The 23,661-nt window shown below is 70.5% G+C and carries 19 protein-coding genes; 17 read left to right on the top strand and 2 right to left on the bottom strand.

What is annotated here, in order from left to right:
• Positions 1-54: 54 nt before the first annotated feature.
• The gene (locus tag RWH43_RS11930; RefSeq protein WP_316001585.1) at positions 55-1,539 is read right to left on the bottom strand and encodes a PucR family transcriptional regulator; all 1,485 of its coding nucleotides are present in this window, start codon (positions 1,537-1,539) and stop codon (positions 55-57) included.
• Between the two features lie 73 nt (positions 1,540-1,612).
• On the opposite strand from RWH43_RS11930, the gene RWH43_RS11925 reads away from it, so the two are divergent.
• The 13 genes from RWH43_RS11925 (at position 1,613) to RWH43_RS11865 (ending at position 17,813) form a co-directional block, all read left to right on the top strand.
• Positions 1,613-2,725, top strand: coding sequence for an S-methyl thiohydantoin desulfurase family protein (locus RWH43_RS11925; protein WP_316001584.1), 1,113 nt, complete (start codon positions 1,613-1,615; stop codon positions 2,723-2,725).
• Complete coding sequence (locus RWH43_RS11920; RefSeq protein WP_316001583.1) at positions 2,722-4,302, top strand: hydantoinase/oxoprolinase N-terminal domain-containing protein; 1,581 nt, start codon at positions 2,722-2,724, stop codon at positions 4,300-4,302. Before RWH43_RS11925 ends, RWH43_RS11920 begins: the two co-directional genes overlap by 4 nt.
• A gap of 86 nt (positions 4,303-4,388) precedes the next feature.
• Entirely contained in the window at positions 4,389-5,975 is a 1,587-nt protein-coding gene (locus RWH43_RS11915; protein ID WP_316001582.1) for an ABC transporter substrate-binding protein, read from the top strand.
• 4 nt (positions 5,976-5,979) lie between these two features.
• Positions 5,980-7,023, top strand: coding sequence for an ABC transporter permease (locus RWH43_RS11910; protein ID WP_316001581.1), 1,044 nt, complete (start codon positions 5,980-5,982; stop codon positions 7,021-7,023).
• A gap of 3 nt (positions 7,024-7,026) precedes the next feature.
• Positions 7,027-8,796, top strand: a complete 1,770-nt coding sequence (locus RWH43_RS11905) for a dipeptide/oligopeptide/nickel ABC transporter permease/ATP-binding protein (RefSeq protein ID WP_316001580.1) — start codon at positions 7,027-7,029, stop codon at positions 8,794-8,796.
• On the top strand, positions 8,793-9,563 hold the full coding sequence (locus RWH43_RS11900; RefSeq protein WP_154097753.1) for an ABC transporter ATP-binding protein: 771 nt from the start codon (positions 8,793-8,795) through the stop codon (positions 9,561-9,563). Before RWH43_RS11905 ends, RWH43_RS11900 begins: the two co-directional genes overlap by 4 nt.
• Positions 9,560-10,747, top strand: a complete 1,188-nt coding sequence (locus RWH43_RS11895; protein ID WP_230705214.1) for a M20 metallopeptidase family protein — start codon at positions 9,560-9,562, stop codon at positions 10,745-10,747. The genes RWH43_RS11900 and RWH43_RS11895 overlap by 4 nt, the downstream gene beginning before the upstream one ends.
• Before the next feature lie 7 nt (positions 10,748-10,754).
• Positions 10,755-12,509, top strand: coding sequence for a helix-turn-helix domain-containing protein (locus RWH43_RS11890; RefSeq protein WP_316001579.1), 1,755 nt, complete (start codon positions 10,755-10,757; stop codon positions 12,507-12,509).
• Between the two features lie 121 nt (positions 12,510-12,630).
• Positions 12,631-13,905: a hydroxymethylglutaryl-CoA reductase, degradative gene (locus RWH43_RS11885; RefSeq protein WP_316001578.1), complete on the top strand. Its 1,275-nt coding sequence runs from the start codon at positions 12,631-12,633 to the stop codon at positions 13,903-13,905.
• Complete coding sequence (locus tag RWH43_RS11880; RefSeq protein WP_316001577.1) at positions 13,902-14,879, top strand: hydroxymethylglutaryl-CoA lyase; 978 nt, start codon at positions 13,902-13,904, stop codon at positions 14,877-14,879. Before RWH43_RS11885 ends, RWH43_RS11880 begins: the two co-directional genes overlap by 4 nt.
• A complete protein-coding gene (locus RWH43_RS11875; RefSeq protein WP_316001576.1) occupies positions 14,876-16,105 on the top strand; it encodes a CaiB/BaiF CoA transferase family protein in 1,230 nt (409 codons plus the stop codon). The genes RWH43_RS11880 and RWH43_RS11875 overlap by 4 nt, the downstream gene beginning before the upstream one ends.
• Entirely contained in the window at positions 16,102-16,923 is an 822-nt protein-coding gene (locus RWH43_RS11870; protein WP_154097748.1) for an HTD2 family dehydratase, read from the top strand. Before RWH43_RS11875 ends, RWH43_RS11870 begins: the two co-directional genes overlap by 4 nt.
• A gap of 50 nt (positions 16,924-16,973) precedes the next feature.
• Positions 16,974-17,813 carry a hypothetical protein gene (locus tag RWH43_RS11865; protein WP_316001575.1) on the top strand — a complete coding sequence of 280 codons (840 nt, stop codon included), beginning with the start codon at positions 16,974-16,976 and terminating at the stop codon, positions 17,811-17,813.
• A 162-nt stretch (positions 17,814-17,975) separates the two neighbouring features.
• On the opposite strand, the gene RWH43_RS11860 is transcribed toward RWH43_RS11865, so the two are convergent.
• A complete protein-coding gene (locus tag RWH43_RS11860; RefSeq protein WP_144834659.1) occupies positions 17,976-18,536 on the bottom strand; it encodes a flavin reductase family protein in 561 nt (186 codons plus the stop codon).
• Positions 18,537-18,861: 325 nt separating this feature from the next.
• On the opposite strand from RWH43_RS11860, the gene RWH43_RS11855 reads away from it, so the two are divergent.
• The 4 genes from RWH43_RS11855 (at position 18,862) to RWH43_RS11840 (ending at position 23,618) form a co-directional block, all read left to right on the top strand.
• Positions 18,862-19,848: an ABC transporter substrate-binding protein gene (locus RWH43_RS11855; protein ID WP_144834661.1), complete on the top strand. Its 987-nt coding sequence runs from the start codon at positions 18,862-18,864 to the stop codon at positions 19,846-19,848.
• Positions 19,849-19,981: 133 nt separating this feature from the next.
• Positions 19,982-21,556 carry a sugar ABC transporter ATP-binding protein gene (locus tag RWH43_RS11850; RefSeq protein ID WP_251507557.1) on the top strand — a complete coding sequence of 525 codons (1,575 nt, stop codon included), beginning with the start codon at positions 19,982-19,984 and terminating at the stop codon, positions 21,554-21,556.
• Entirely contained in the window at positions 21,553-22,596 is a 1,044-nt protein-coding gene (locus RWH43_RS11845) for an ABC transporter permease (protein ID WP_144834665.1), read from the top strand. Before RWH43_RS11850 ends, RWH43_RS11845 begins: the two co-directional genes overlap by 4 nt.
• Positions 22,596-23,618, top strand: coding sequence for an ABC transporter permease subunit (locus RWH43_RS11840; protein WP_251507554.1), 1,023 nt, complete (start codon positions 22,596-22,598; stop codon positions 23,616-23,618). Before RWH43_RS11845 ends, RWH43_RS11840 begins: the two co-directional genes overlap by 1 nt.
• The last annotated feature ends 43 nt before the right edge of the window (positions 23,619-23,661 follow it).

Genomic DNA, 23,661 nt, shown 5'->3' with positions numbered 1-23,661 from the left:
TCGTCTTCCCGGCACAGCATCGGTGGTCGCGAGTGTGCCACGGGCACAGGGGACTCAGCGGGTGGAACCGATGAGGCGCACGCGGCAGGCGAGTTCGACGGCGAAGCGCGTGTCGGGGTCGTCGAGGTCGACGTCGAGAACCTCGCGCACGCGACGGATGCGGTAGCCGACCGCGTTCGGGTGCAGGTTGAGTTCCCGCCCGGCTTGGGTGAGCGAGTTGCGGTTGCCGAGGTACGACAGGAGGGTGCGAACGGCCGTGGCCGATCGCTGCGGGCCGAGAGCATCGAGGGGGTGCAAGAGGTCGTCGAGCAGGTTGCGGCTGACGGGCGAGGCGTAGAAGTCCAGCAGGAGGCGTCGAAGTCCCGTCACGTCTGTGAGCTCGACGGCGTCGAGCCGTCCGGCCGCGATCGCGGAGTCGGCGGCCACACGCGCCTCGGCGGCCGACTGGCGTAGTCCGGCCGCGCCCGTTTGAGGAGTGCCGAGACCGACCGTGTAGGTCCATCCATCGCCGATGAGCCGACGCGCCTGCGCCTGCACGCGCACGATCACGTCGCGCAGGCGGCGCTGATGATCGCCCGCGCCGTGGTCCTCGCTGCTGACGAGGATGACGTCGTCCTGCAGGAAGGCGATGTGCCAGAGCTCGGGACGATCGTCGATGAGCTGGAGGGTGAACAGTTCGAGGGCCGCCTCGACGAAGCGCGGGGCGCGCAGTCCCGGGTCCACGCGGTGCTGCGGGCGCATCCACGCCACCGCATGGGACAGCTGCAGCGGCAGGCCGAGTCGCGCCGCGGGGGCGACGAAGCCGTCGACGCGTCCGGCCTCGGCCAGGATCAGTTCGACGATGAGGTCGGCGCGCGATTGGTTCGGGGCGAATCGATCCTGCAAGTGTCGCTGCATCGCGCGCGACACGAGCGAGGCGACGACGGGGAGCGCGACGGTGGCCGCGGGATCGGAGGTCTCGGCGATGAGACGTCCGATCGGCACCTCACCGGCGAACACGGCGTCGGCGTCGGTCCACGACGTGCCGGGGTCGTCTTGCAGACTCACGCGCACACCGAGTGCGGTGCCGGCGGCCTCCAGAATGGCGGCCACGGCATCCGTCTCCCCCGCGGATGCTGCGGCGGTGGCCTTCTCGACGGCGAAGGCCGCGCGGGTCATCGACTCCGCAGCCCCGCCGCTGATGACGCGATCGATCGTGACGGCGAGGTCGGGGGCGCGGGCCGCCGAGGAGACGAGCACGGGGACGCCCCCGCGGTCGGCCAGCACCGTCGCCGTCTCGGCCGCGGTGAAGCCCACCGGCATCACGAGTCCCGCGAGACCTCGGGCACTGGCCTGCCGGAGGGCCACGTCGACGAGGTACGAGGCGGGCGGCTCGTCTCCGGCGACCACCGCGAGCGTGCCGGCGGGCAGGGAGGGGAGCTCCGACAAGGCGGCGACGTCGACGCGTTCGATGGTCGCGCCTGCCGTCGGGCCGGCGACGTGCGAGATACCCAGGCGTTCTGCCTGAGCAAGGAGGTCGGCGGTGGTGAGCTGTGCCACGAGCACAATGTACGCCGATTCCCTGGTACCCGAGCACATTGTCGCTCCGGGAAGTGGTCCCTAGGGTCGACTCATGGCATCCCCGTCCCTCGTCCCGCCCGCCGCCCGGCGCGCCCCCGAGCACGTCACGGCCGACGACATCGCCGCCCTCGCAGCGGGGGCCGCGATCTTCGGCACCGGTGGCGGCGGTGCGGTGTACACCTCGCAGCTGACCACCGAGCGCGCGATCCGCGAGCACGGCCCCGTGCGCCTGCTCTCCGTCGACGACCTCGGTCCCGACGATGCCGTGATCATGATGAGCGGCATCGGCGCTCCGACCGTCGGCATCGAGATGCTCTCGTCGGTGCGGCAGATCGAGACGCTGCTGGACGAGGCCGAGCGCGTTGCGGGCCGAAAGATCACGGCGATCATGCCCGCGGAGATCGGCGGCAGTAACGGCGTCTCCCCGGCCGGGTGGGCCGCGCGCCTGGGCGTGGCACTCCTCGACGCAGACGGCATGGGCCGCGCCTTCCCCGAGGCGACGATGATCTCCACCAACGTCGCCGGTGTGCCGTGCGACTTCGCCGTGCTCAGCGACGTGGTGGGCAACCTCGTCACCCTTCGCACCGTCGACCTGTCGTGGCTCGAGCGTCACGCACGGGCCGTCACCGTGGCCGCGGGCGGAATCTGCCTCGGCGCGCACTACCTGCTCACGGCCGACACGGCGGCGGGCGCGGTCATTCCGAACACCATCAGCACCGCGATCCGCGTCGGGCACGCCCTGCTCGAATCGACCGAGCCCGTACGCGCCGTCGCCGATGAACTCGAAGCCGACGTGCTGATCACCGGCAAGATCACCGACGTCTCCCGTCGAACCGAGGGCGGGTTCGTGCGCGGTTCCCTCACGATCGCCGGCATCGGCGACGACCGCGGGCGTCTCCAGCGCGTCGAACTGCGCAACGAGAACCTCGTGGTGCTCGAAGACGGTGAGGTGCTCGCGACAGTCCCCGACCTCATCACCGTCGTCGACCTCGAGACCGGTCATGCCATCTCCACGGAGATGCTGCGCTACGGCCAGCGCGTGTCGGTGCTCGCGTGGGCATGCGATCCGCTGTGGCGCACCGAGCGCGGTCTCGAGCTCGCAGGGCCCCGCGCCTTCGGATACGACCTCCCCTACGTCCCCTTCGAACGGAAGGACTCGCGATGAGCGCCGTTCGCGACCTGTCCATCGGCGTCGACGTCGGCGGCACCAACACCGACGCGGTGGTGGTGGACGCCGCGGGGTCCGTCATCGCGTGGACCAAGCAGCCCACGACCGCCGACGTCATCGGCGGGATCCGCGCCGGCATCGCCGCGGTGCTGGCGCAGATCGGAGGGGATCGCGATCGCGTCTCGCGCGTGATGCTGGGCACCACCCACGCCACGAACGCGATCGTCGCCCGCCGGGGTCTCGACAAGGTCGCCCTCGTGCGCCTCGGGGCACCGGCCGCGACCGAATGGCCCCCGCTCACCGGCTGGCCGACCGATCTCAGCGAGCAGGTACTCGCCGGAGCGGCGATGCTCGGCGGCGGCCACATGGTCGACGGTACGCCCATCGCCCCGTTGGATCGCGACGGCATTCGTCGCTTCCTCGACCGCCTCGGCGGCACATTCGACAGCGTCGCGATCTGCGGCATCTTCAGCCCTTCCTCGCCCGAGCAGGAGCGTGAGGTCGAGCAGCTCGTGCACGACCACCTCGGCGAAGCGATGCCGGTGTTCCTCAGCCAAGACATCGGGCCCGACGGCCTCCTCGAGCGCGAGAACGCCACTGTCCTCAACGCGGCGCTGCGCGGTGTGGCGAGCGAGGTGACGCGCGCACTCGTCGACGTCGTCGCCGAAGAAGGGCTCGACGTGTCGACCTTCTTCGCCCAGAACGACGGCACGCTCATGTCGCTGGACTACGCGGTGCGCTACCCCGTGCTGACGATCGGCTCCGGACCGGCCAACTCCATCCGCGGGGCGGCATTCCTTTCCGGCGCGAAGAACGCCATCGTCGTCGACGTCGGCGGCACCACGAGCGATCTCGGCGTCCTCGTCGACGGCTTCCCCCGTGAATCGACCCTTCCTCGCGACATCGGCGGCGTCCGTACCAATTTCCGCATGCCTGACATCCTGAGCCTCGGCATCGGCGGTGGCACGGTCATCGACCGGCGCACGGGCGCCGTGGGGCCCCGGTCGGTCGGCTACCGCATCACCGAGGAAGCTCTGCTCTTCGGCGGTTCGACGGCGACCCTCACCGACGCCGCAGCCGCGGCGGGTCAGGGGATCCCGGGCCGCTCGTTGCCGCCGCTCTCGAGCGCCCAGCGCGACATGCTGTCCGCCGCGCTCGCCCACGCCCACGAGCGCATCGAGGAGGCGGTCGAGCGTCTGTCGCTCGGTCGCCTCGACCTGCCGCTGGTCGTGGTCGGCGGCGGCGCCCTCCTCGTTCCCGACGACCTGCCGGGTGCCGGCGACGTTCTGCGCCCCGACCGGGCCGACGTCGCGAACGCGGTTGGAGCGGCCATCTCCCTCGCCGGGGGCCGCGCCGAGCAGATCTCCGACGCCGACGACCGGCATGCTGCCATCGCGGCCGCCTCGGAAGCGGCGATCGCCAAGGCCATCCAGGCGGGGGCCGATCCCCTCGCGGTCGAGATCGTCGATGTCCTCGAGACATCGCTGTCCTACACCGCTCGTCCGACCTTGAAGGTGTCGGTGAAAGCCGCCGGCCCCCTGAGTCACCTCGCCGCGCCCATCCCCGCGCGCTGACCCGCCCGCACCACGCCCACTCGCACCACCCCTCGAGCACCACGTCTGGCACCACTGACGCTTCACCCGAATCAAGGAGCAAGGCAATGAAACGCAGCACCGTCGCCCCGGCCGCCGCCGGGGTCGTCCTCCTCGCACTGACACTGGCGTCGTGCGCCGCACCCTCCGAGAACGGCGGAGGTGGGGGCTCGGTCGTGTCGGGCGGCACCTTCGTCAAGGCGATCAGCGACGACCCGGGCGATCTCGACCCGATGAAGACGGTCTCGCCCGACACCTTCGACGTGGTCACCATCGCCTACGAGTCGCTCATCTACGTCACCCCTGACGGCGAGTACGAGCCCTGGCTCGCCGAGAGCTGGACCGATGAGGGCACCTCGGCCACCTTCACCCTGAAAGACGGCATCACCTGTGCCGACGGCTCGCCCTTCACGGGGCAGACCGTGGCCGACAACCTCAACTACAACGCCGATCCGGCCAATGCGACCTTCTCGTACGGCACCGTGATCACCGAGGCCGTCTCCGCCACGGCCGAGGGCAACGTCGTCACAGTGACGAGCACCGTCAACGATCCGTTCCTCTCGGTCAACCTCGGCTCGATCATGATGGTCTGCGACGCGGGCCTCGCCGATATCGCGTCGCTGTCCGACACCACCGACGGCACCGGTCTGTTCCAGCTGAGCGAAGCCCGCCCCGGAGACGCGTACGTCTTCACCAAGCGCGACGGGTACACGTGGGGCCCGTACGGGGTCACCGGCGAGACCGAGGGCCTGCCCGACACGATCGAGGCCCGCATCGTGTCCGACCAGAGCACCGTGACCAACCTGCTGCTCTCCGGTGAGCTGAACACCGGTGTGGTCACCGGCCCCGACCAGGACCGCCTCCAGGCTGCCGGTATCGAGTACACGGGAGTCCGCAATCCCGTCGGCCAGATCCTCTTCAACGAGCGCGAAGGACGGCCGTTCTCCGACCCGCTCGTGCGAGAGGCGCTGTCGACCGCGATCAACCGCGACGAGGTGGGGCCGGTCATCGCCGGTGCCACCGGTCTGCCGTCGTCAGGTCTCGTGATGAAGACGCCCCTGCTCTGCGTGCAGGACCCGCCGAGCTGGTCGCTGCCCGACACCGACCTCGATCGTGCGGCGGAGCTGCTCGATCAAGCCGGGTGGACGCTCGGCTCCGACGGCATCCGCGAGAAAGACGGCAAACCGCTGGACGTGAAGTTCATCTACGACGCCCCGACCGCCTCGCACGCGCCGGCTGCCGAATTCGTGAAGGAGACATGGGACAAGCTCGGCGTCGTGACCGAGCTCTCCGCGAATGACGCCGCCGCCTGGTCGGACCAGCTCTACACGAGCTTCGACTGGGACACGGGCTGGGTTCAGATCGCCCCGGGCAGCCCCGTCGTGCTCGACCTGTTCTTCGGCGGGGCGACCCCCGATCAGGGCGGACTGAACTTCATGTTCGTCGACAATCCCGAGTACAACGCGCTCGCCACCCAGGCCAAGACCGCCTCTCCCGACGCGGCATGCGGGCTGTGGCAGCAGGCCGAGCAGAAGCTCATCGAGCGGTTCGACACCTTCCCTGTCGTCGACAACATCCTGCCGAACTACATGAGCGGCGCGACGTTCGAGCAGCCGAACTTCCTCAACCCCACCTCGATCCGGATGCAGGGCTGATCCCGTGACTGCGACCCCTCCGCCCGCCGTCGCCGACATGGCAGGCGCTCCGACCGCCGCCCTCGCGGTGCGGGCGGAGGGGCGCGTCCGCGGCCCGCAGCTCTCGCCGCGCGCCGCGTTCCTCCTTCGACGGATCGGCCGTCTGCTCGTCTCCCTCGTCGTCGTCGTGGTGGCCTCGTTCTTCCTGGTGCACCTCGTGCCGGGCGACCCGGTTCGCGCAGCCCTCGGTATTCAGGCTTCGCCTGAGCTCGTCGCCGCGACCCGTACGGAGCTCGGCCTCGACAAGCCGATCCCCGTCCAGTTCCTCGACTACGTCACGAACCTGCTGCGCGGCGACTTCGGCGACTCGATCCGCACCGGGCGCCCCGTCGCCGAGACGATCGGTCAGCGTTTTCCTGCGACCGTGACCCTCGGTGTACTCAGCTTCCTCGTGGCGCTCCTCGCCGCGGTGCCGATCGGCATCGGCGCGGCGGTGGCCCTGCAGCGGCCGGGACGGAAGCTCGCCGACGCCCTGATCTCGGGCACTCTCGGAATGCTGATCGCCGTCCCCGGCTTCCTCCTTGCGGTAGGACTCATCGCCCTGTTCGCCGTGCAGCTGCGGTGGCTGCCGGCGGCGGGATGGGGCAGCCCTCAGGATGCCGTCCTCCCCATCCTCGCCTTGGCGCTCGGTCCGCTCGCGTACCTCGCCCGCATCGTGCAGGTCGAGATGTCGGGAGTGCTCGGCGCCACCTACATGACCACCGCCCGCGCGAAGCGCCTGCCCGGGCGGCTCGTCTACCTGCGGCACGCCCTCCCGAACATCATCACCGCTTCGCTCACCGTCAGCGGGTTGCTGCTGAGCGGCATGATCGCGGGCACCGTGTTGATCGAGACCATCTTCGCCATCCCCGGCATGGGCGGCGTGATGGTCCCGGCAGTGGGGGCGAAGGACTACCCCATCGTGCAGGGGCTGGTCGTCGTCTATGCGCTCATCATCCTCGGCGTGAACCTCATCGTCGACCTCATCCTCGTGACCGTCGACCCGCGGTCCTCGATCACGGAGGGCTGACCCATGACCTGGCGCTCCCGTCTGCTGTCCCCCTCCGGTATCGCCGCGGCGGTGGGCGTGCTGCTTTTCCTCTTCGTCGCGATCGCGGGAGGCTCGATCTTCCTGGCCGCCGCCGAGACCTCGAATGTTCCCGCCCGTCTGCTGCCGCCCAGCCTCGAGCACCCGTTCGGCACCGACGACCTCGGCCGCGACATCTTCGCACGCGTGCTCGTCGCGGCACGCGTCTCTCTTCTACTCACCCTCGGGGCGACGGCCGTCTCCACGGTCGGCGGCATCGCCTACGGGCTGATCGCGGGGATCCTTCCTCGCCACGTTCGACGTCTCGCGACCGGGTTGCTCGACATCCTCCTGGCCTTCCCATGGCTGCTGATGGTTCTCTTCTTCACCGTGATCTGGGGTGCCAGTGCGACGAGCGCGATGTTCGCCATCGGAATCTCCGGCATCCCCTTCATGGCGCGCCTGGTCTACAACCTCGCCTCATCCGTCTCGGGGCGCGACTACGTCCGCGCGGCACGCGTCGTGGGGGTGGGGCCTTTCGGCATCCTCGTCCGGCACATCCTGCCCAACATCGCCAACCCCCTCTTCGTCAACGCCGCCGCTACCGCGAGCGTCACGCTGCTGTCATTCGCCGGTCTGTCGTTCCTCGGCCTCGGCGTGCAGGCGCCCGAGTACGACTGGGGTCGATTGCTGCAGGACGGCATCACGCGCATCTACGTCAATCCGCTCGCCGCGATCGGCCCCGGCATCGCCGTCGTGCTCGCCGGCCTCGTCTTCACCTTCGTGAGCGAGGCCCTCGCCGACACGCGTGGCGGCGGACGCGGCGCCGTGGCCCGCTGCGCTCTCGGCGCGGTGTCGCCGACCCGCCGCGCGAGAGGGGCGGTCGCGTCCCGCGCGGGGGCGGCGCCGGGCGAGCCGATCGCCGAGATCGCCGACCTGCGTGTGGCGTTCGCGACGGCCGACGGTGGCGAGGTCGAGCGAGTGCGTGGCGTGAGCGTGCGGATCCAGCCGGGCGAGGTGGTCGGCATCGTCGGCGAATCGGGCTCGGGCAAGTCGCTCACAGCCATGGCGCTCGCCGGTCTTCTCGGGCCGGATGCGCGCATCGACACGAGCACGCATCGCTTCGACGGCATCGACATGACCCGCCCGCTGACCGCCGCGGACCGCTCGACCCTGGGCGTCGAGCTCGGCATGGTCTTCCAAGACCCGCTCACCTCACTCAACCCCGCTTTGACCATCGGGCGCCAGCTCACCGAGGTCCCGGAGGTGCACCTGAAGATGTCGCGTGGTGCGGCCCGCGCCCATGCGACCGCGGCACTCGAGGCCGTCGGCATCGCCGACGCTGCACGGCGACTGGGACAGTACCCGCACCAGTTCAGCGGCGGCATGCGGCAACGCGCGATGATCGGCCAGGCCCTCACCGGCCGCCCCAAGCTCATCATCGCCGACGAGCCGACGACGGCCCTCGACGTGACCGTGCAACGCCAGGTGATGGGTGTCCTGCGTCGTGCGCAGCGCGACACGGGAGCGGCCATCGTGTTCATCTCCCACGACATCGCCCTCGTTTCGGCGTTCTGCGATCGCGTGCTGGTGATGAAGGACGGAATCGTCGTCGAAGAACTCGACGCAGAGCGCATCCGCGAGGACGCGACGCATCCGTACTCGCGTGCTCTGCTGGCCTGCCTGCCCGACATGACGTCGGACCGCACCCGGCCGCTCCCGGTGATCCCGCCCGAGGTCGCCGCTTCCGCTCTCGCCGAGGAGGTGGGGGTGTGAACGCCCTCGAAATCGATCGCCTGTCCGTCCGCTACGGCCGAGCGACGGTCGTCGATGACGTCTCGCTGGTCGTCCCCGCCGGGCGCACTCTCGGTCTCGTGGGGGAGTCGGGGTCGGGTAAGAGCACGATCGCCGCCGCCGTCGTCGGGCTCGTCACGCCCGCCTCGGGCGCGGTGCGGGTGGGCGGGGTCATGGCGTCCGGCCACGGAGCCGCCGCCCGCGCGGCCAGACGCCGTTTGCAGCTCGTCTTCCAGGATCCGTTCTCCGCACTGGATCCCCGCATGACCATCGGCGACTCGATCGCCGAGGCGCTGCGGGCCAGCGGCAAGACGTTCTCGCGCGATGCGCGCGTGGACCGGGTGCGCGAGCTGTTGAGCCTCGTGCATCTCGACCCCGATCGCGCGGGAGACACCCCGGCCGCGTTCTCGGGCGGGCAGCGGCAGCGCGTCACGATCGCGCGCGCCCTGGCAGGGGAGCCGAGCGTTCTCATCGCCGACGAGGTGACCAGTGCCCTCGACGTGTCGGTGCAGGGGGCGATCCTCAACCTGCTGCGTGAGCTGCAGGAGCGGTTCGGGCTGTCGATGCTGTTCATCTCGCACAATCTCGCGGTGGTCCGGTACATCAGCGACGAGATCGCGGTCATGCGTCACGGCCGCATCGTCGAGTCGGGCCCGACCGAGCAGCTGCTCGCCGCTCCCACCGAGGCGTACACCCTCGACCTGCTCGACGCGGTGCCGGTGCTGGGTGTGCGGATGACGACGGAATGACCGCCTTCGCCGCCGCCGCGGCGGGCCTGGTTCCCGAGCTCATCGCGGTCCGACGCGAACTGCACGCTCTCGCCGAGACGGGGCTCCAGCTTCCGCGGACCCAGGCCGTGCTCTTGCGCGAACTACAGGGGTACGGTCTCGAGGTCTCCACGGGAGACGGCTTGTCGTCCGTCACCGCGGTTCTCCGGGGCGGGCGGCCGGGGCCCGTGGTCCTCCTCCGGGCCGACATGGACGCTCTCCCGATCACCGAGGCGACGGGTCTCGACTTCGCCGCCACCGACGCTGCGATGCACGCCTGCGGGCACGACCTCCACATGGCGGGGCTACTCGGCGCCGTCCGCCTGCTGGCCGCGCGCAGGGATGAGCTGGCCGGCACTGTCGTCTTCATGTTCCAGCCCGGCGAGGAGGGGTTCGCCGGGGCGCGTCTCATGCTGGAGGAAGGGCTCCTGGATGCCGCGGGTGCGGCGCCCGTGGCGGCATACGCCCTGCACGTGGACACCATGACCGACGCCGGGACCTTCGTCACCCGTCCAGGACCCATGATGGCGAGCGTGAGCGCCGCGACGGTGACCGTGCGGGGGACCGGCGGGCACGCGGCGATGCCGCACCAGGGCGTCGACCCCGTGCCGGTCGCGGCGGAGCTCGTGCTGGCGGTCCAGACGTTCGGCGCGCGGCGCCTGCCGGCTACCGACCCCGCCGTGCTCTCGGTGACGGGCATTCGCAGTGATTCTGCGGCGGGCAACGTCTTGAGCGAGACCGTGACGCTCGTGTTGAACGTGCGGACCTTCTCCGCGACGACGCGCGACCGCGTGCGCGACGAGCTCCCCGCGCTCCTCAGCGGGATCGCGGGTGCACACGAGTGCACTCTCGACGTGGACTGGGTCGACTCCTATCCCGTCACCGTCAACGACCCTCGCGAGACCGACCTCGTCCTCGCGACGCTGCGCGCCGCCCACGGCGATGAGCGGGTGAGCGTCCTGGCCGCCCCCTCCCCGGCGTCCGAGGACTTCGCCTACGTGCTCGAGCGGGTGCCCGGCGTGCTCGTCTTCCTCGGCGTCGCGCCCGCGGGTCGGCGGGCGCCCCTGCACTCCGATCGCGCGGTCTTCGACGACGGACAGCTCGGCCTGCACGCCGCGACCCTCGCCGATCTCGCCTGGAGCCGCCTGCACGGCCGGGGAGCGTGAGTCGACGGTGCCGTCGTCGAATCCCACCCCGCCGTCGCCCGCCCCGGGCGTCGACGATGTCGCGGGACTGCGCCGCCGCACGGCCGAGTTGACGGCGCTGTTCGCCAGCGCTCGCGAGTTGACGGCGGTCCGTGACACCGATGCCGTGCTCGCCCGCCTCGTCGAACGCGCCCAGGAGCTGCTCGCGGCCGACGTCGCTTATCTCTCGGAATTCGACGACGTCGATGCGACGCTGCGAGTGCGGGCGACCCGCGGTGCGGTCACCACGGCGCTACGCGAACTCGTGGTCCCTCCCGGGCGAGGGCTGGTGAGTGCGATCGCGGAGAGTCGGATGCCACGGGCGGTGCGCCGCTACGACCTCGTCGCCGCGGAACGTCATTCGATCGGGGTGGATGCCGCGGTGACCGGCGAGGGCATCGTGTCGATGCTCGGGGTGCCCCTGCTATCCGATCCGCGGGTATTGGGCGTGCTGTTCGTCGCGGAGCGACGCGAGCGCGTCTTCACCCCCGATGACACCGCCCTGCTGGCGGCGCTCGCCGACCATGCCTCGGTCGTGCTGCAGACGGCCGCGGCCCTCGCCGATGCCCGACGGCAGGCTGATCTCGCGCGCGCCGCCGTCGCCGAGCTCACCGCTCACGTGGCCGCTCGCGACCGCGCCAACCGCGTGCACCGCGAGCTCGTCGATGCGGTGCTCGCGGGCGGCGGTCTCGCCCCCGTCGCCGGTGCCCTCGCGCACGCTCTGCAGGCGCCGATCGTGATCGTGGACGCAGCGGGGTCGATCCGCGCGGCCGACGGCGGGGCCGACGCCGATCTCGCGAGTGGCGCGCTCGGCCCCGTCGGCGACGCGGAAGACGCCCACGAGCGCACCGTCAGCCTCCTCACCGCCGGTGGGCGGGTGCTGGGCGCGATCGTCGTGGGGACGCCCGCTCGTCCCCTCGACGACGTCGATCGCCGCACGATAGAGCGTGCGGCGCAGGTCGCCGCCCTCCTCGCCCTGTCGGAGGAGGCGGTGGCCGAGGCCGATCACCGTCAGCGTTCCGATCTGCTCGTCGACCTGGTCACCGCGTCGCCGCAGAGACGTGCCGACGTGGCCTCGGCCCTGCGGCGGGCCGGGGTCGAGGAAGAAGCGCTCACCGCGGTGACGGCCTTCGCGGTGGTGGGGATCGAACGCGCGGCGACGGCCCGCGCGGTGGCGCATCATCTCGGAAGTTCCGCCCTGGTCGGCGAGCTCGATGGTCTCGTGGTGGCTGCGCACGCGACGGCTCTCGACGCGGCTGCGTTCGCCGCGCTGCGCGAGCATCTCGACACCGAGGTGTTGGCGGTCACGGGCACGGTCGACGACGGAGGGCCGTCACGGGCGGCAGGGCAGGTCCGCTCCGCCCTCGCCCTGGCTCGCGCCCTCGGTCTCCGCAATGCCCTCGTCCCTGCCGACGAGATGCTCCCCTACGCGGCGACGATCGGAGCGGACCGCCGCGCGTTGCTCTCGTTCCTCGACGCGTCGCTCGGGGCGGTGCGGCGACATGACGACGCCCGTGGAAGCGACCTGCTCGCGACGCTCCGTGCGTTCGTCCGCCATGGAGCGAGCCCCACCCGCACGGCCCGCGCGCTGACGTTCCACACGAACACGATCCTGCAGCGGCTCGAGAAGCTCGACGCGCTGCTCGGTGAGGGGTGGCGCGACGACGAGCGCTTCTTCCGTCTGTCCGTCGCGGTACGGCTCGACGAACTGCGCGAGCGGATGGAACGCGGTGCGGGTGGATGAATCGCCCACCCGCGGTCCTTCGGTGTGTGCGACCCGTCCCTACTCGGCCGGCCCACGTCGACCTAGCGTCGAAGGGACGCCGCGGTCGACGCGGCTCATCACCGCCCGCAAAGGAGCCCGCGTGACCCCCACCAGCCGACTCTCCGGACTCCGCGACCACGACCCGCTCGAGCGTCGGGCTCTCGTCGAAGAAGGCGCCGGCCTCGGACCCGGGGCTCTCGCCTGCCTCGACCCGGCTCAGGGGCTCACGCTGTCTCAGGCCGATCACATGGTGGAGAACGTCGTAGGGATTCTCGGCGTGCCCGTGGGCATCGCGACGAACTTCCGCATCGACGGTGTCGACCGACTGGTCCCGATGGCGACCGAGGAGCCGTCCGTCGTCGCAGCCGCGTCCAATGCGGCGCGCATCGCCCGTGCGACCGGCGGTTTCTCCACCTCGACGACGGGCGATGTCATGATCGCGCAGGTACAGGTGGTCGACGCCGTCGACCCCGAAGGGGCGCGGCTGCGTCTGCTCGAAGCCCGAGACGAGCTGCTCGCGCTGGCCGACGCCCAGGACCCCCTGCTCGTCTCTCTCGGCGGCGGAGCGAGCGACATCTCCGTGCGGACGCTCCCCACCCGCACCGGTACGCAGGTCATCGTGCACCTGCACGTCGATGTGCGCGACGCGATGGGCGCCAACGCGGTGAACACGATGGCGGAGGCGCTCGCTCCGCGGGTCGCCGAGATCGCCGGTGCCCGCACCCTCCTGCGCATCCTCACCAACAAAGCGGACCTGCGTCTCACCCGTGTACGGGCCGTGTTCCCCGCCGATCTGCTGGGCGGCGCTCAGGTGGTGGCCGACATCGAGGCGGCCAGCGCGTTCGCCGAGGCAGACGCCTACCGCGCCGCCACCCACAACAAGGGCATCATGAACGGCATCACGGCCGTGGTGCTCGCCACGGGCAACGACACCCGCGCAGTGGAGGCCGGATGCCACTCGCACGCGGCCCGTGACGGTGCGTACCGGTCGCTGTCCCGGTTCGAGCGCACGCCCGACGGCGACCTCGTCGGAACCCTGGAGGTGCCGCTGGCGGTGGGACTGGTCGGCGGTGCGACCCGCGCGCACCCGACGGCCCGCGCGGGCGTCGACCTCCTGCGGATCGATTCGGCCCGCGAGCTCGCCGCGACGATCGCCGCAGTGGGGCTCGCGCAGAATCTCGCGGCGTGCCGGGCCCTCGCCGCAGAGGGCATCCAGCGCGGTCACATGACCCTCCACGCTCGCACGATCGCCGCCAGCGCGGGGGCGACGGTGGGGGAGATCGCCGAGGTCGCCGCGCGCATCGTGGCGGACGGACGCATCCGCGTCGAGCATGCCGCCGAGGTGCTCGCCGATCTGCGCAGGAGCTCGTCGTGAGCGATCCCTCGCCGGTACGCCGTCCCCGGCCCGTTCCTGTCGAGGGGATGCCGGCTGCGGTCAGTGTCTACGAGGTCGGACCCCGCGATGGGCTGCAGGCCGAGAGCGACGTCATCCCCACTGCGGTGAAGGTCGCACTGTGCTCCCGCCTGTATGCCGCGGGGGTGCGCGCCCTCGAGGTCACGAGCTTCGTGCCGCCGTCGTGGATCCCGCAGCTCGCCGATGCGCGCGAGGTCGTGGCATCCGTCGACGTGCCTGACGGCGCGCGAGGTGTCGCCCTCGTCCCGAACCGTCGCGGACTCGACGACGCCCTGTCCGCGGGGGTGCGGGAGGTCGCCGCCGTCGTGAGTGCGACGGACTCGTTCGCGCGGGCGAACCTGAACACCGACCGGGCGGGATCGATCGCCCGCGCGACCGAGGTCGTCGCGGAGGCTCGGGCGGCCGGCATCCCCGTCCGCGGGTACGTCTCCATGTCGTTCGGCGACCCCTGGGAAGGGGCGGTCGACACCGCAGCCGTGGTCGATGCCGCCTCCGCGTTGAGCGCATCCGGATGCCGCACGCTCGCTCTCGGCGACACGATCGGGGTCGCGACGGCGGGCCACGTCGAGCGCATGATCGATGCGGTGGCGGCCGCCGGGATCTCCCGTTCCGCTCTCGCGCTTCACCTGCACGACACGTACGGCCAGGCCCTCGCCAACGTCTACGCGGGCCTTCGCAACGGCGTGGTCGAGTTCGACTCCTCGGTGGGTGGGCTCGGCCGCTGCCCTTACGCCCCGGGGGCCACCGGCAACCTCGCGACCGAGGACCTCGTCTGGATGCTCGAGGGCCTCGGCATCCGCACGGGAGTCGACCTCGTCGCCCTCGCGCGCACGAGCGCATGGCTTTCGAGGATCCGCGGGCGCCCGTACGCCTCCCGGGTCGCCGCCGCACTCGACGCCTCGCCCATTCCCGACCGGGAGGAGACCCCCGCATGACCACCCCTCTCGACCCCGGTGCCGGCTCGCTCAGCGGCGTCGTCGTGCTCGACCTGTCGCGCGTGCTCGCCGGGCCATACGCGGCGCAGATGCTCGCCGACCTCGGCGCGACCGTGATCAAGATCGAGAACCCCCGCGACCCCGACGTCTCCCGCGGGTTCCCGCCCTACCTCACTGACGGCGACGAAGAGTTCAGCGGGTACTACGCGCAGTACAACCGCGGCAAACTCGGCGTGGGACTCGACCTGACGGCCCCCGGCGGCGTCGAGACGCTGCGCGAGCTGGTGCGTCGCGCCGACATCCTGGTCGAGAACTTCCGCCCTGGCACCATGGCGAAGCTCGGCGTGGGCTACGAGGTGCTGCGCGAGGTGAATCCGCGGCTGGTGTACGTCGCCATCTCCGGGTACGGCCAGACCGGATCGCGCAGCCGCCGTCCCGCCTTCGACAACACCGCGCAGGCGGCCGGCGGGCTGTGGTCGATGAACGGCTACCCCGATCAGCCGCCCGTACGCGTCGGCGTGACCATCGGCGATCTCTCCGCCACGTTGTTCGCCGTCGTGGGAACGCTCGCAGCGCTGCGTCACGCCGAGCGGACGGGGGAGGGGCAGTTGGTCGATGTGGCCCAGGTCGACAGCGTGCTCGCCCTCACCGAGACGGCGGTCGTCGACTACACCGTGCGGGGAGTCGAAGCCACGCCGGCCGGCAACGAGCACGCGTGGGTGCGGCCCTACGAACTGTTCGACTGCGCCGACGGACAGGTGTTCTTCGGGGCCTACACCGACAAGCTGTGGCGCGCGAGCTGCGAACTCTTCGGTGACCCCGAGGCCGCCGACGACATCGAGATCGACACGATGCGCAAGCGGTTCGACCCCGAGGTCTACGCTCGGCGGGTCAAGCCGCTGGTGAGCCGCTGGCTTGTCACCCGCACCAAAGACGAGCTCGAGGAACTGGCGGGAGATGTCATCCCGCTCACCGCCATCAAGACCATCGGAGAGGTCGTCGACGACCCGGGCACCGCCGAGCGCGACATGGTCGTCGAGGCCGATTACGGTCCACTGGGCGTGCTGCGCATGTTCGGACAGCCGATCAAGCTCAGCGCCACCCCGGCGACTCCGAACCGTCGGGCCAACCGCTTCGCCGAGCACTCGGACGCCGTGCTGATGGGTCTCGCGGGGTACGACGCCGAGCAGATCGCCCGACTCCGGGCGACGGGAGCGCTGTCATGACGGTCGTGCGCACGCAGGCGGTGGACGCCGCGCATGCGGAGGGCTATCGAGGCACTTTCGCGGCGGGGCAGTCGCCTCTGACCGCATCGGGGGCGCTCCCTCCCGCGTGGGAGGGGATCCTCTTCCCCTTCGCCGTGCCCTTCGCGGATCTCCGGCCGGATGGAACGCCCGCGCGCGACGGCATCCTTCCCGAGATCGACCTTCCTCGCCGCATGTATGCGGGGGAGGACACGGTCTTCGAGGCTCCGCTCCGCATCGGCGACGATGTGACGCAGGCGGCGCGGGCCGGGACCCTCACGGAGAAGAGCGGCGCCCGCGGGCGGCTCGTGTTCGCCGACATCGAGCGCACCTTCGCGGTCGGAGGCCGCGTCGTCGCGCGCAGCACCTGGCACGACGTCTTCCTCGGCGCGGCGGACGGCCCTCCCCGCTCACCGCGCATCGACTCCGCCGCAGTGGCCGACGCCGACTGGATCGAACTCGTTCATCTCGACGCCCGGCATCTGTTCCGGTTCTCGGCGCTCACCGGCAACACCCACCTCGTGCATTACGACCGGCGGTGGGCGCAGGACGTTGAGGGACTCGCCGACCTTCTCGTGCACGGGCCCCTGCTGCGGATCTTGATGGCGGACGCCGCGCGTCGTCACGCGGGGGGCCGTCGTATGACGGCGTTGAGCGTGCGGATGACGGCGCCCGCCTTCGTCGACACGGACATCCGCCTATGCGGCAGTGCCGAAGCGTCCCGTGTGCTCGCCGTCGGCCCGGGCGACGAGGTGCTGGCGACAGCCGAGATCGCCTTTTCCGACGCCGGGGCGTTCTGACCCACATCCACGCGGAGAGGTAGATTCCGTCCACGGCGGAAGGAGCGCGGATGCGGTGGAGACTCGCGGTGATCCCCGCGCTCGTGCTGTGCCTCACGGGATGCGCGCCGACCGCCCCGGCCGAGCCCGCCCCCGCACTGTCGGCCGACCTGTACCAACCCCGCTCCGACATCGCCAAGGGGCGCATCGCCGTCAGCGTCACCAACGGCAGCGAGCGCGCCGTGACGATCAGGGGCGTGCGACTCGTCTCGGCGGACTACCCCGGCGACCCGGCGTGGGATGGTCGGCCCGTCGACCTCGAGCCGGGCAAGGGATCGCCCGACCTGCGGATCGCGCTTCCGGATGCCGTCTGCGGCGAGCAAGCGGCATCCGCCGTCGTCGAGGTGGACTGGCGGGATGCCGCGTCGTCGGGCACGCAGACCATCACGCCCGGCGACCGGTTCTCGTTCCTCCCGGCAGCTCACGCGACAGCGTGCTTCACCGCTGCGGTCGACGAGGTGGCGACGATCGAGTCGGCCGACTTCGAGGGCGGCGGGCCGGGGACCCCCGCCGACCTGGTCGTGGCCATCGGCGCGGGCGGCGGTGACGGATCGTTCACCATCGACTCCGTCGAGGGGACGACGTTGCTGGCGCCGTGGGACGGCACGGGTGGGGCCCCGACGGTGATGATCTCGCGCGTCGTGCGGGGGACCGACGCCGCAAGCGAGCTGCGCGTGCCCTTCGTCCCCAACCGCTGCGATGCGCACGCGCTCGCCGAAGACAAGGTCGGCACGCTCATCCCGTTCGCCGTCACCACGGCCGACGGCCAGACGGGGACGGTGCGACTGACGGCGTCCGACGACCTGCGCCGCAAGATGTACGACTTCTACGCGGCGTTCTGCGGCCTTTGACGCGATTTCGCGGGGCCCTTCACGCTGAGACTGCATTTCGCTGACGAGTCCGTTGCAGCCTGACGCCGGGTCGTCAGCGAGTTGCAGTCTCGCCGGCCGAGGCGACCGAGCCGGCCGAGCCGACCGAGCCGACCGAGGCGGGCCGGCCCCGACCCACTGGGATCAGTCGAGCCGCGAGTGCTCGCCGAGGCGGTGCCAGGTGCGGTTGTGGTAGACCAGCGCGGCGCCGGGCTCACCGGGCTCGAGGTCGCGCTCGACGTCGACCTGCAGGGCTTGGGCGGCGATGACCGTGGAGCCGCCGGCATCCATTCGGCTGACGATCTTGCACCGCAGCCACGCCCGCACGCCGTGGTAGACGGGCTCGCCGGTGGCCAGGCGCGACCAGGTCGACGTGTCGGCGAAGCGGTCGAGGCCGCTGGTCGCGCCCGCGCGGGCGAGCGAGATGTCTTCGGCGTCGAGCAGGTGCACCACGATCGTGTCGGCCGCGATGATCGTGGGCGTCGCCGACGACAGCGCCGACACCGAGAAGATCAGCAGCGGCGGATCGGCGCTGACCGACGACACCGACGAGGCGGTCAAGGCGACGGGGCCGTTCTCTCCGTACGCGGTGATGACCGCGATCCCGCCCGGGTGCCCGCGGAACGCGCGCTTGAAGTCGTCCGCCGAGACCGAGGTGCCGATGGCGGGAGTGCTCTCGGGGGCTGCATGCGGAAGGGAAGTCATACATCCACGGTAGGCGCTCACCGGGCGCGGGGCATCGCTGGGCGCAACACGACGAAACGCTCCCGTGCCCGTCATCGACCGTTCGTGCGCGGATCCCCGGCGGGCCGGCGGCCGCACTCGCGCCGTCGCGCCCCGGCGGCGAAGGCCCCCGTCGCCCCGCCATGCGCCCAGTGTGAAGCTTCACATTTATCAATCCGTGACACTTGCGGGAGCGAGATTGCTTGACAGCACGCGTTGTGTGAGCGCTAACATTCCAACACGGCGCACCCGAGGTGCTGCACACATGACACCGGCACAGGCGCCGGCGAAACGAGGAGGTTTCATCATGAAGGCGAACAAGATCATCGCGGGCGCAGCGCTCGTCGGAGCGATCGCACTCACCGCGACCGGCTGCGCAGGCGGCGGGGGAGCAGCGGCGGGCGGCGGCGGAGGCGGCAGCGACGTCATCACGGTCGGCTTCGCGCAGACCGGCTCCGAGAGCGGCTGGCGCAGCGCGAACACCGAGTCGATGAAGGAGGCGTTCAGCGAGGCCAACGGCTTCAACCTCATCTTCAACGCGGCCGACAACAAGCCCGAGGCGCAGATCGCCGCGGTCCGCAGCTTCATCAACCAGGGCGTCGACGCGATCGTGCTCGCTCCCATCGTCACCGACGGCTGGGACGACGTGCTCAAAGAGGCCAAGGACGCCAACATCCCGGTGATCCTCGAAGACCGCACGGTCTCGGCATCCGAAGACCTCTACGCCAGCTGGGTCGGACTCGACTTCAAGAAGGAGGGCGAGACGGCCGGCAAGTGGGTGGCCGACAACTTCGGCTCGACGCCCACCAACATGGTCGTGCTCGAGGGCACCACCGGATCGTCGGCGGCGACCGACCGGGCCGAGGGCTTCAACTCCGCGATCTCGGGCACTGACATCAAGGTGCTCGACTCGCAGACCGGCAACTTCACCCGCGCCGAGGGCAAGACGGTGATGGAGGGCTTCCTGCAGAAGTACGGCTCGCAGATCAACCTGCTCTTCGCGCACAACGACGACATGGGTCTCGGCGCGCTCGAGGCGATCAAGGCGGCGGGTCTCACGCCCGGCACCGACATCAAGATCGTCACGATCGACGCTGTCAAAGACGGCATGACCGCGCTGTCCAAGGGCGAGTTCAACTACATCGTCGAGTGCAACCCGCTGCTGGGTGAGAAGGCTGCCGAGATCGTGAAGAAGGTCGTCGCGGGCGAGTCCGTCGACAAGAGCTACATCGTCGAAGACCAGGCCTTCGACCAGGAGCAGGCCGCCAAGGTCCTCGACAGCCGCCCCTACTGATCCGCAGGGATCGGCCGTCGTTCCCACGGCGGCACCCGTCCGATCGCCACGGCATCGACGGAACATCCTCCCCGGCGTGCGGGGCCGGGCCCTCCCCGGTCCCGCACGCCACCGATCAGAGAAAGCGATCGACATGACACCCGAACGATCCGCCGTGGTCGAGATGAGCGGCATCACGATCCAGTTCCCCGGGGTGAAGGCGCTCGACGACGTGGACTTCACCCTCCGCGCCGGCGAGGTGCACTCGCTGATGGGCGAGAACGGAGCCGGCAAGTCCACTCTCATCAAGGCGCTGACCGGGGTCTACGGCATCGACGCGGGCAGCATCCGCGTCGCCGGTGAGGAGCGGCACTTCCGCACCACCGCCGACGCACAGGCCGCCGGCGTCGCCACCGTCTACCAAGAGGTCAACCTCTGCCAGAACCTCACCGTCGGTGAGAACGTCATGCTCGGCGCCGAGATCCGCCGAGCGGGCATGGTGGATTGGAAGGCCACGCACGCCGCGGCCGCCACCTACCTCGCCGAGCTGGGCGTGCACATCGACACGCGTTCGATCCTCGCCAGCCACTCCATCGCGGTGCAGCAGCTGGTCGCCATCAGCCGCGCGATGGTCGTCGACACCAAGGTGCTCGTGCTCGATGAACCGACCTCGAGCCTCGACCGGGGCGAGGTGGAACAGTTGTTCTCGGTGATCCGCGACCTGCGCGACCGGGGGGTGGCGATCCTGTTCGTGTCGCACTTCCTGGACCAGATCTACGAGATCTCCGACCGGCTGACGGTGCTGCGCAACGGCACGCTCGTCGGCGAGTACGCCATCACCGAGCTCGGCCGCGAGCAACTCGTGGCCAAGATGATCGGCCGCGAGCTGGGGGAGCTGGAATCGCTCTCCGCCAGTGCCGAGCGGCCCATCGACCGCACGGGTACGCCCGTGCTGCGGGCCTCGGGCCTCGGCCGCAAGAACGCCCTCGAGCCCGTCGATCTCGAAGTGTTCGGGGGCGAGATCGTCGGGCTCGCAGGGCTCCTGGGTTCGGGTCGCACCGAGCTCGCGCGACTGCTCGCCGGTGCGGACCGTCCCGACCAGGGATCCGTCGACGTCGGCGGCACCGCATCGCGCACGGGCTCGCCCCGTCACGCCCTCGACCGCGGCATCGCGTTCTCGTCGGAAGACCGTCGTGCCGAGGGCATCGTCGGCGACCTCACCGTCGCCGAGAACATCGTGCTCGGCATCCAGGCCCGACGCGGGGCGATGCGCCGCATCAGCGCCGCCGAGAAGCAGGCGGTCGTCGACGAGTACATCACCGCCCTCGGGGTGCGGCCCGCCGACCCGAACGCCCTCATCCGCAACCTCTCGGGGGGCAACCAGCAGAAAGTGCTGCTCGCCCGGTGGCTGGCCACCGCCCCCGAGCTGCTCATCCTCGACGAGCCCACGCGCGGCATCGACGTCGGCGCCAAGGCCGACATCCAGCGCAAGGTCGCCGAGCTCGCCGAGAAGGGCCTGTCGGTCGTCTTCATCTCGTCGGAGCTCGAGGAGGTGCTGCGCATCGCCCAACGGGTGGCGGTGCTGCGCGACCGTCGTAAGATCGGCGAGCTGGCCACCCGCGACGTCGATCTCGACGCCCTGGTGACCTACATCGCCGAGGGGCAGTCGCAGCAGGCCGCGCCCACCGTACCCGAGACAGTGTCGTCCGATCGGGAGAAGATCGCATGAAGAAGTTCCTCGCGCACCGCCTCGTCTGGCCGATCGCCGCGCTCCTCGCGCTGATCGCCGTCAACACGATCTCGCGCCCCTCGTTCTTGAGCGTCACCGTGCAGAACGGTCAGCTCTACGGCTCGCTCATCGACATCCTGCGGAACAGCGCACCGTTGATGCTGGTCGCGCTCGGTATGACCCTGGTCATCGCCACGCGCGGCATCGACCTCTCGGTCGGGGCGATCATGGCCGTCTCGGGAGCCGTCGCGCTCACCGTGATCGAGGCCTCACCCGACCCGGGCAACCTCGGCGTCGTCTTCACCGCGATCGCCGCGGCCGTGGGCGTCGCCCTTCTGCTCGGGGTCTGGAACGGGTTCCTCGTCTCGGTCCTCGGCATCCAACCCATCATCGCCACGCTCGTGCTCATGCTCGCCGGTCGCGGTGTCGCCCTGCTGATCACGGGCGGCTTCATCACGACCATCAACAGCGATCCGTACAAGTTCATCGCGGGCGGGTACGTCCTGGGACTGCCGTTCGCGTTCTACGTCTCGATCGTCGCGGTGCTCGTCATCGGCGTGCTCGAGCGGCGAACGGCCCTGGGCATGCTGACCGAGGCGGTCGGCATCAACCCCGAGGCGAGCCGTCTGGCGGGCGTCCGCTCGCGCGGCATCATCTGGGGCGCCTACATCGCCAGCGGTGCCTTGGCAGGCATGGCGGGAATCCTCTACAGCTCGAACATCATGGCGGCGGATGCCAATGCGGCAGGGCTCTACATCGAGCTCGACGCGATCCTCGCCGTCGTCCTGGGCGGCACCTCGCTCGCGGGCGGCAAGTTCAGCCTCGCGGGCACCGTCGTGGGCGTCTTCACCATCCAGACGCTCAAGAGCACGATCACCTTCCTCGGTGTGCCGCCCGCGGTCAGCCCCGTGTTCATGGCCGTGGCCGTGCTCATCGTGGTGCTGCTGCAGTCGCGTCGGTTCCGCGCGTACTTCCACACGGCGGGCCGCTCCGCGGCGCGCCCGCTCACCCGACGTCCTGACGCAAAGGTGCTGTCCTGATGGCCACTCTCACCGAAGAACGGCGCACGGCGTCGTCGTCGCCCACCTCGACCTACCGTCGCTTCCTCAGCCGCCACATCTCGTGGGTGCCGGTGTTCGCCGCGGTGATCATCCTGGTCGTGATGATCGCGGGGGCCATGTACTGGTTCCCCAATTTCCAGCTCCCGCGCATCATGTCGTCGATCCTGCTCGACAACGCGTACCTGCTCGTGCTGGCCGTCGGCATGACCTTCGTGATCCTCACCGGGGGCATCGACCTGTCGGTCGGAGCGGTGATGGCCTTCACCGGCATCCTTTGCGCGAAGATGCTCTCCGACGGCGTTCCCGTCGCCGTCGCCCTCCCCGCGATGGTGCTCATCGGTGCGGCGATCGGCCTGCTGATCGGCGTGCTCGTGCAGTTCTTCGACGTGCAGCCGTTCATCGCGTCGCTCATCGGCATGTTCCTCGCGCGAGGTCTCGCGTTCGTGGTGAGCCTGGAGTCCATCAAGGTCGACAACGAGGGTCTGCTGTGGCTGCAGTCGACGCGCTTCTCGTTCGCCGGGTGGTACATCACCCCCACCGGCATCATCGCGCTGCTGGTCGTCGCGCTCGCCGCCTTCGTGCTGCGGTACACGCGCTTCGGCCGCACCGTGTACGCGGTGGGCGGCAACGAGCAGTCGGCACGCCTGATGGGTCTGCCCGTCGTCCGCGCCAAGCTGTCGGTCTACGTCATCAGCGGGGTGTGCGCGGGGCTGGCGGGCATCGTGCTCACGGCCTACTCCGGTGCGGGATATCCGCTGAACGGTGTGGGCACCGAGCTCGACACGATCGCGGCGGTCGTCATCGGCGGCACGCTGCTCACCGGCGGCAGCGGCTTCGTGGTGGGCTCCATGATCGGCGTCTTCGTCTACGGCCTGATCCGCACGATCATCTCGTTCTCGGGTGCCGAGCAGTCGTGGACGCGCATCACGGTGGGTGCCCTGCTGCTGCTGTTCGTCGTCGTGCAACGGGTCATCGTGTCGCGCTCGGCGCTGAGTCGGTGATTCTTCCGGGTCGTGTCGGCGCAGCAGGTGCGGCGCGGGCATG

The sequence above is a fragment of the Microbacterium algihabitans genome (assembly GCF_032464975.1).
Taxonomy (GTDB): Bacteria; Actinomycetota; Actinomycetes; order Actinomycetales; family Microbacteriaceae; genus Microbacterium; species Microbacterium algihabitans.
Note: the sequence above shows the minus strand (reverse complement) of the source record. Positions and strands in the feature narration are given on the sequence as shown.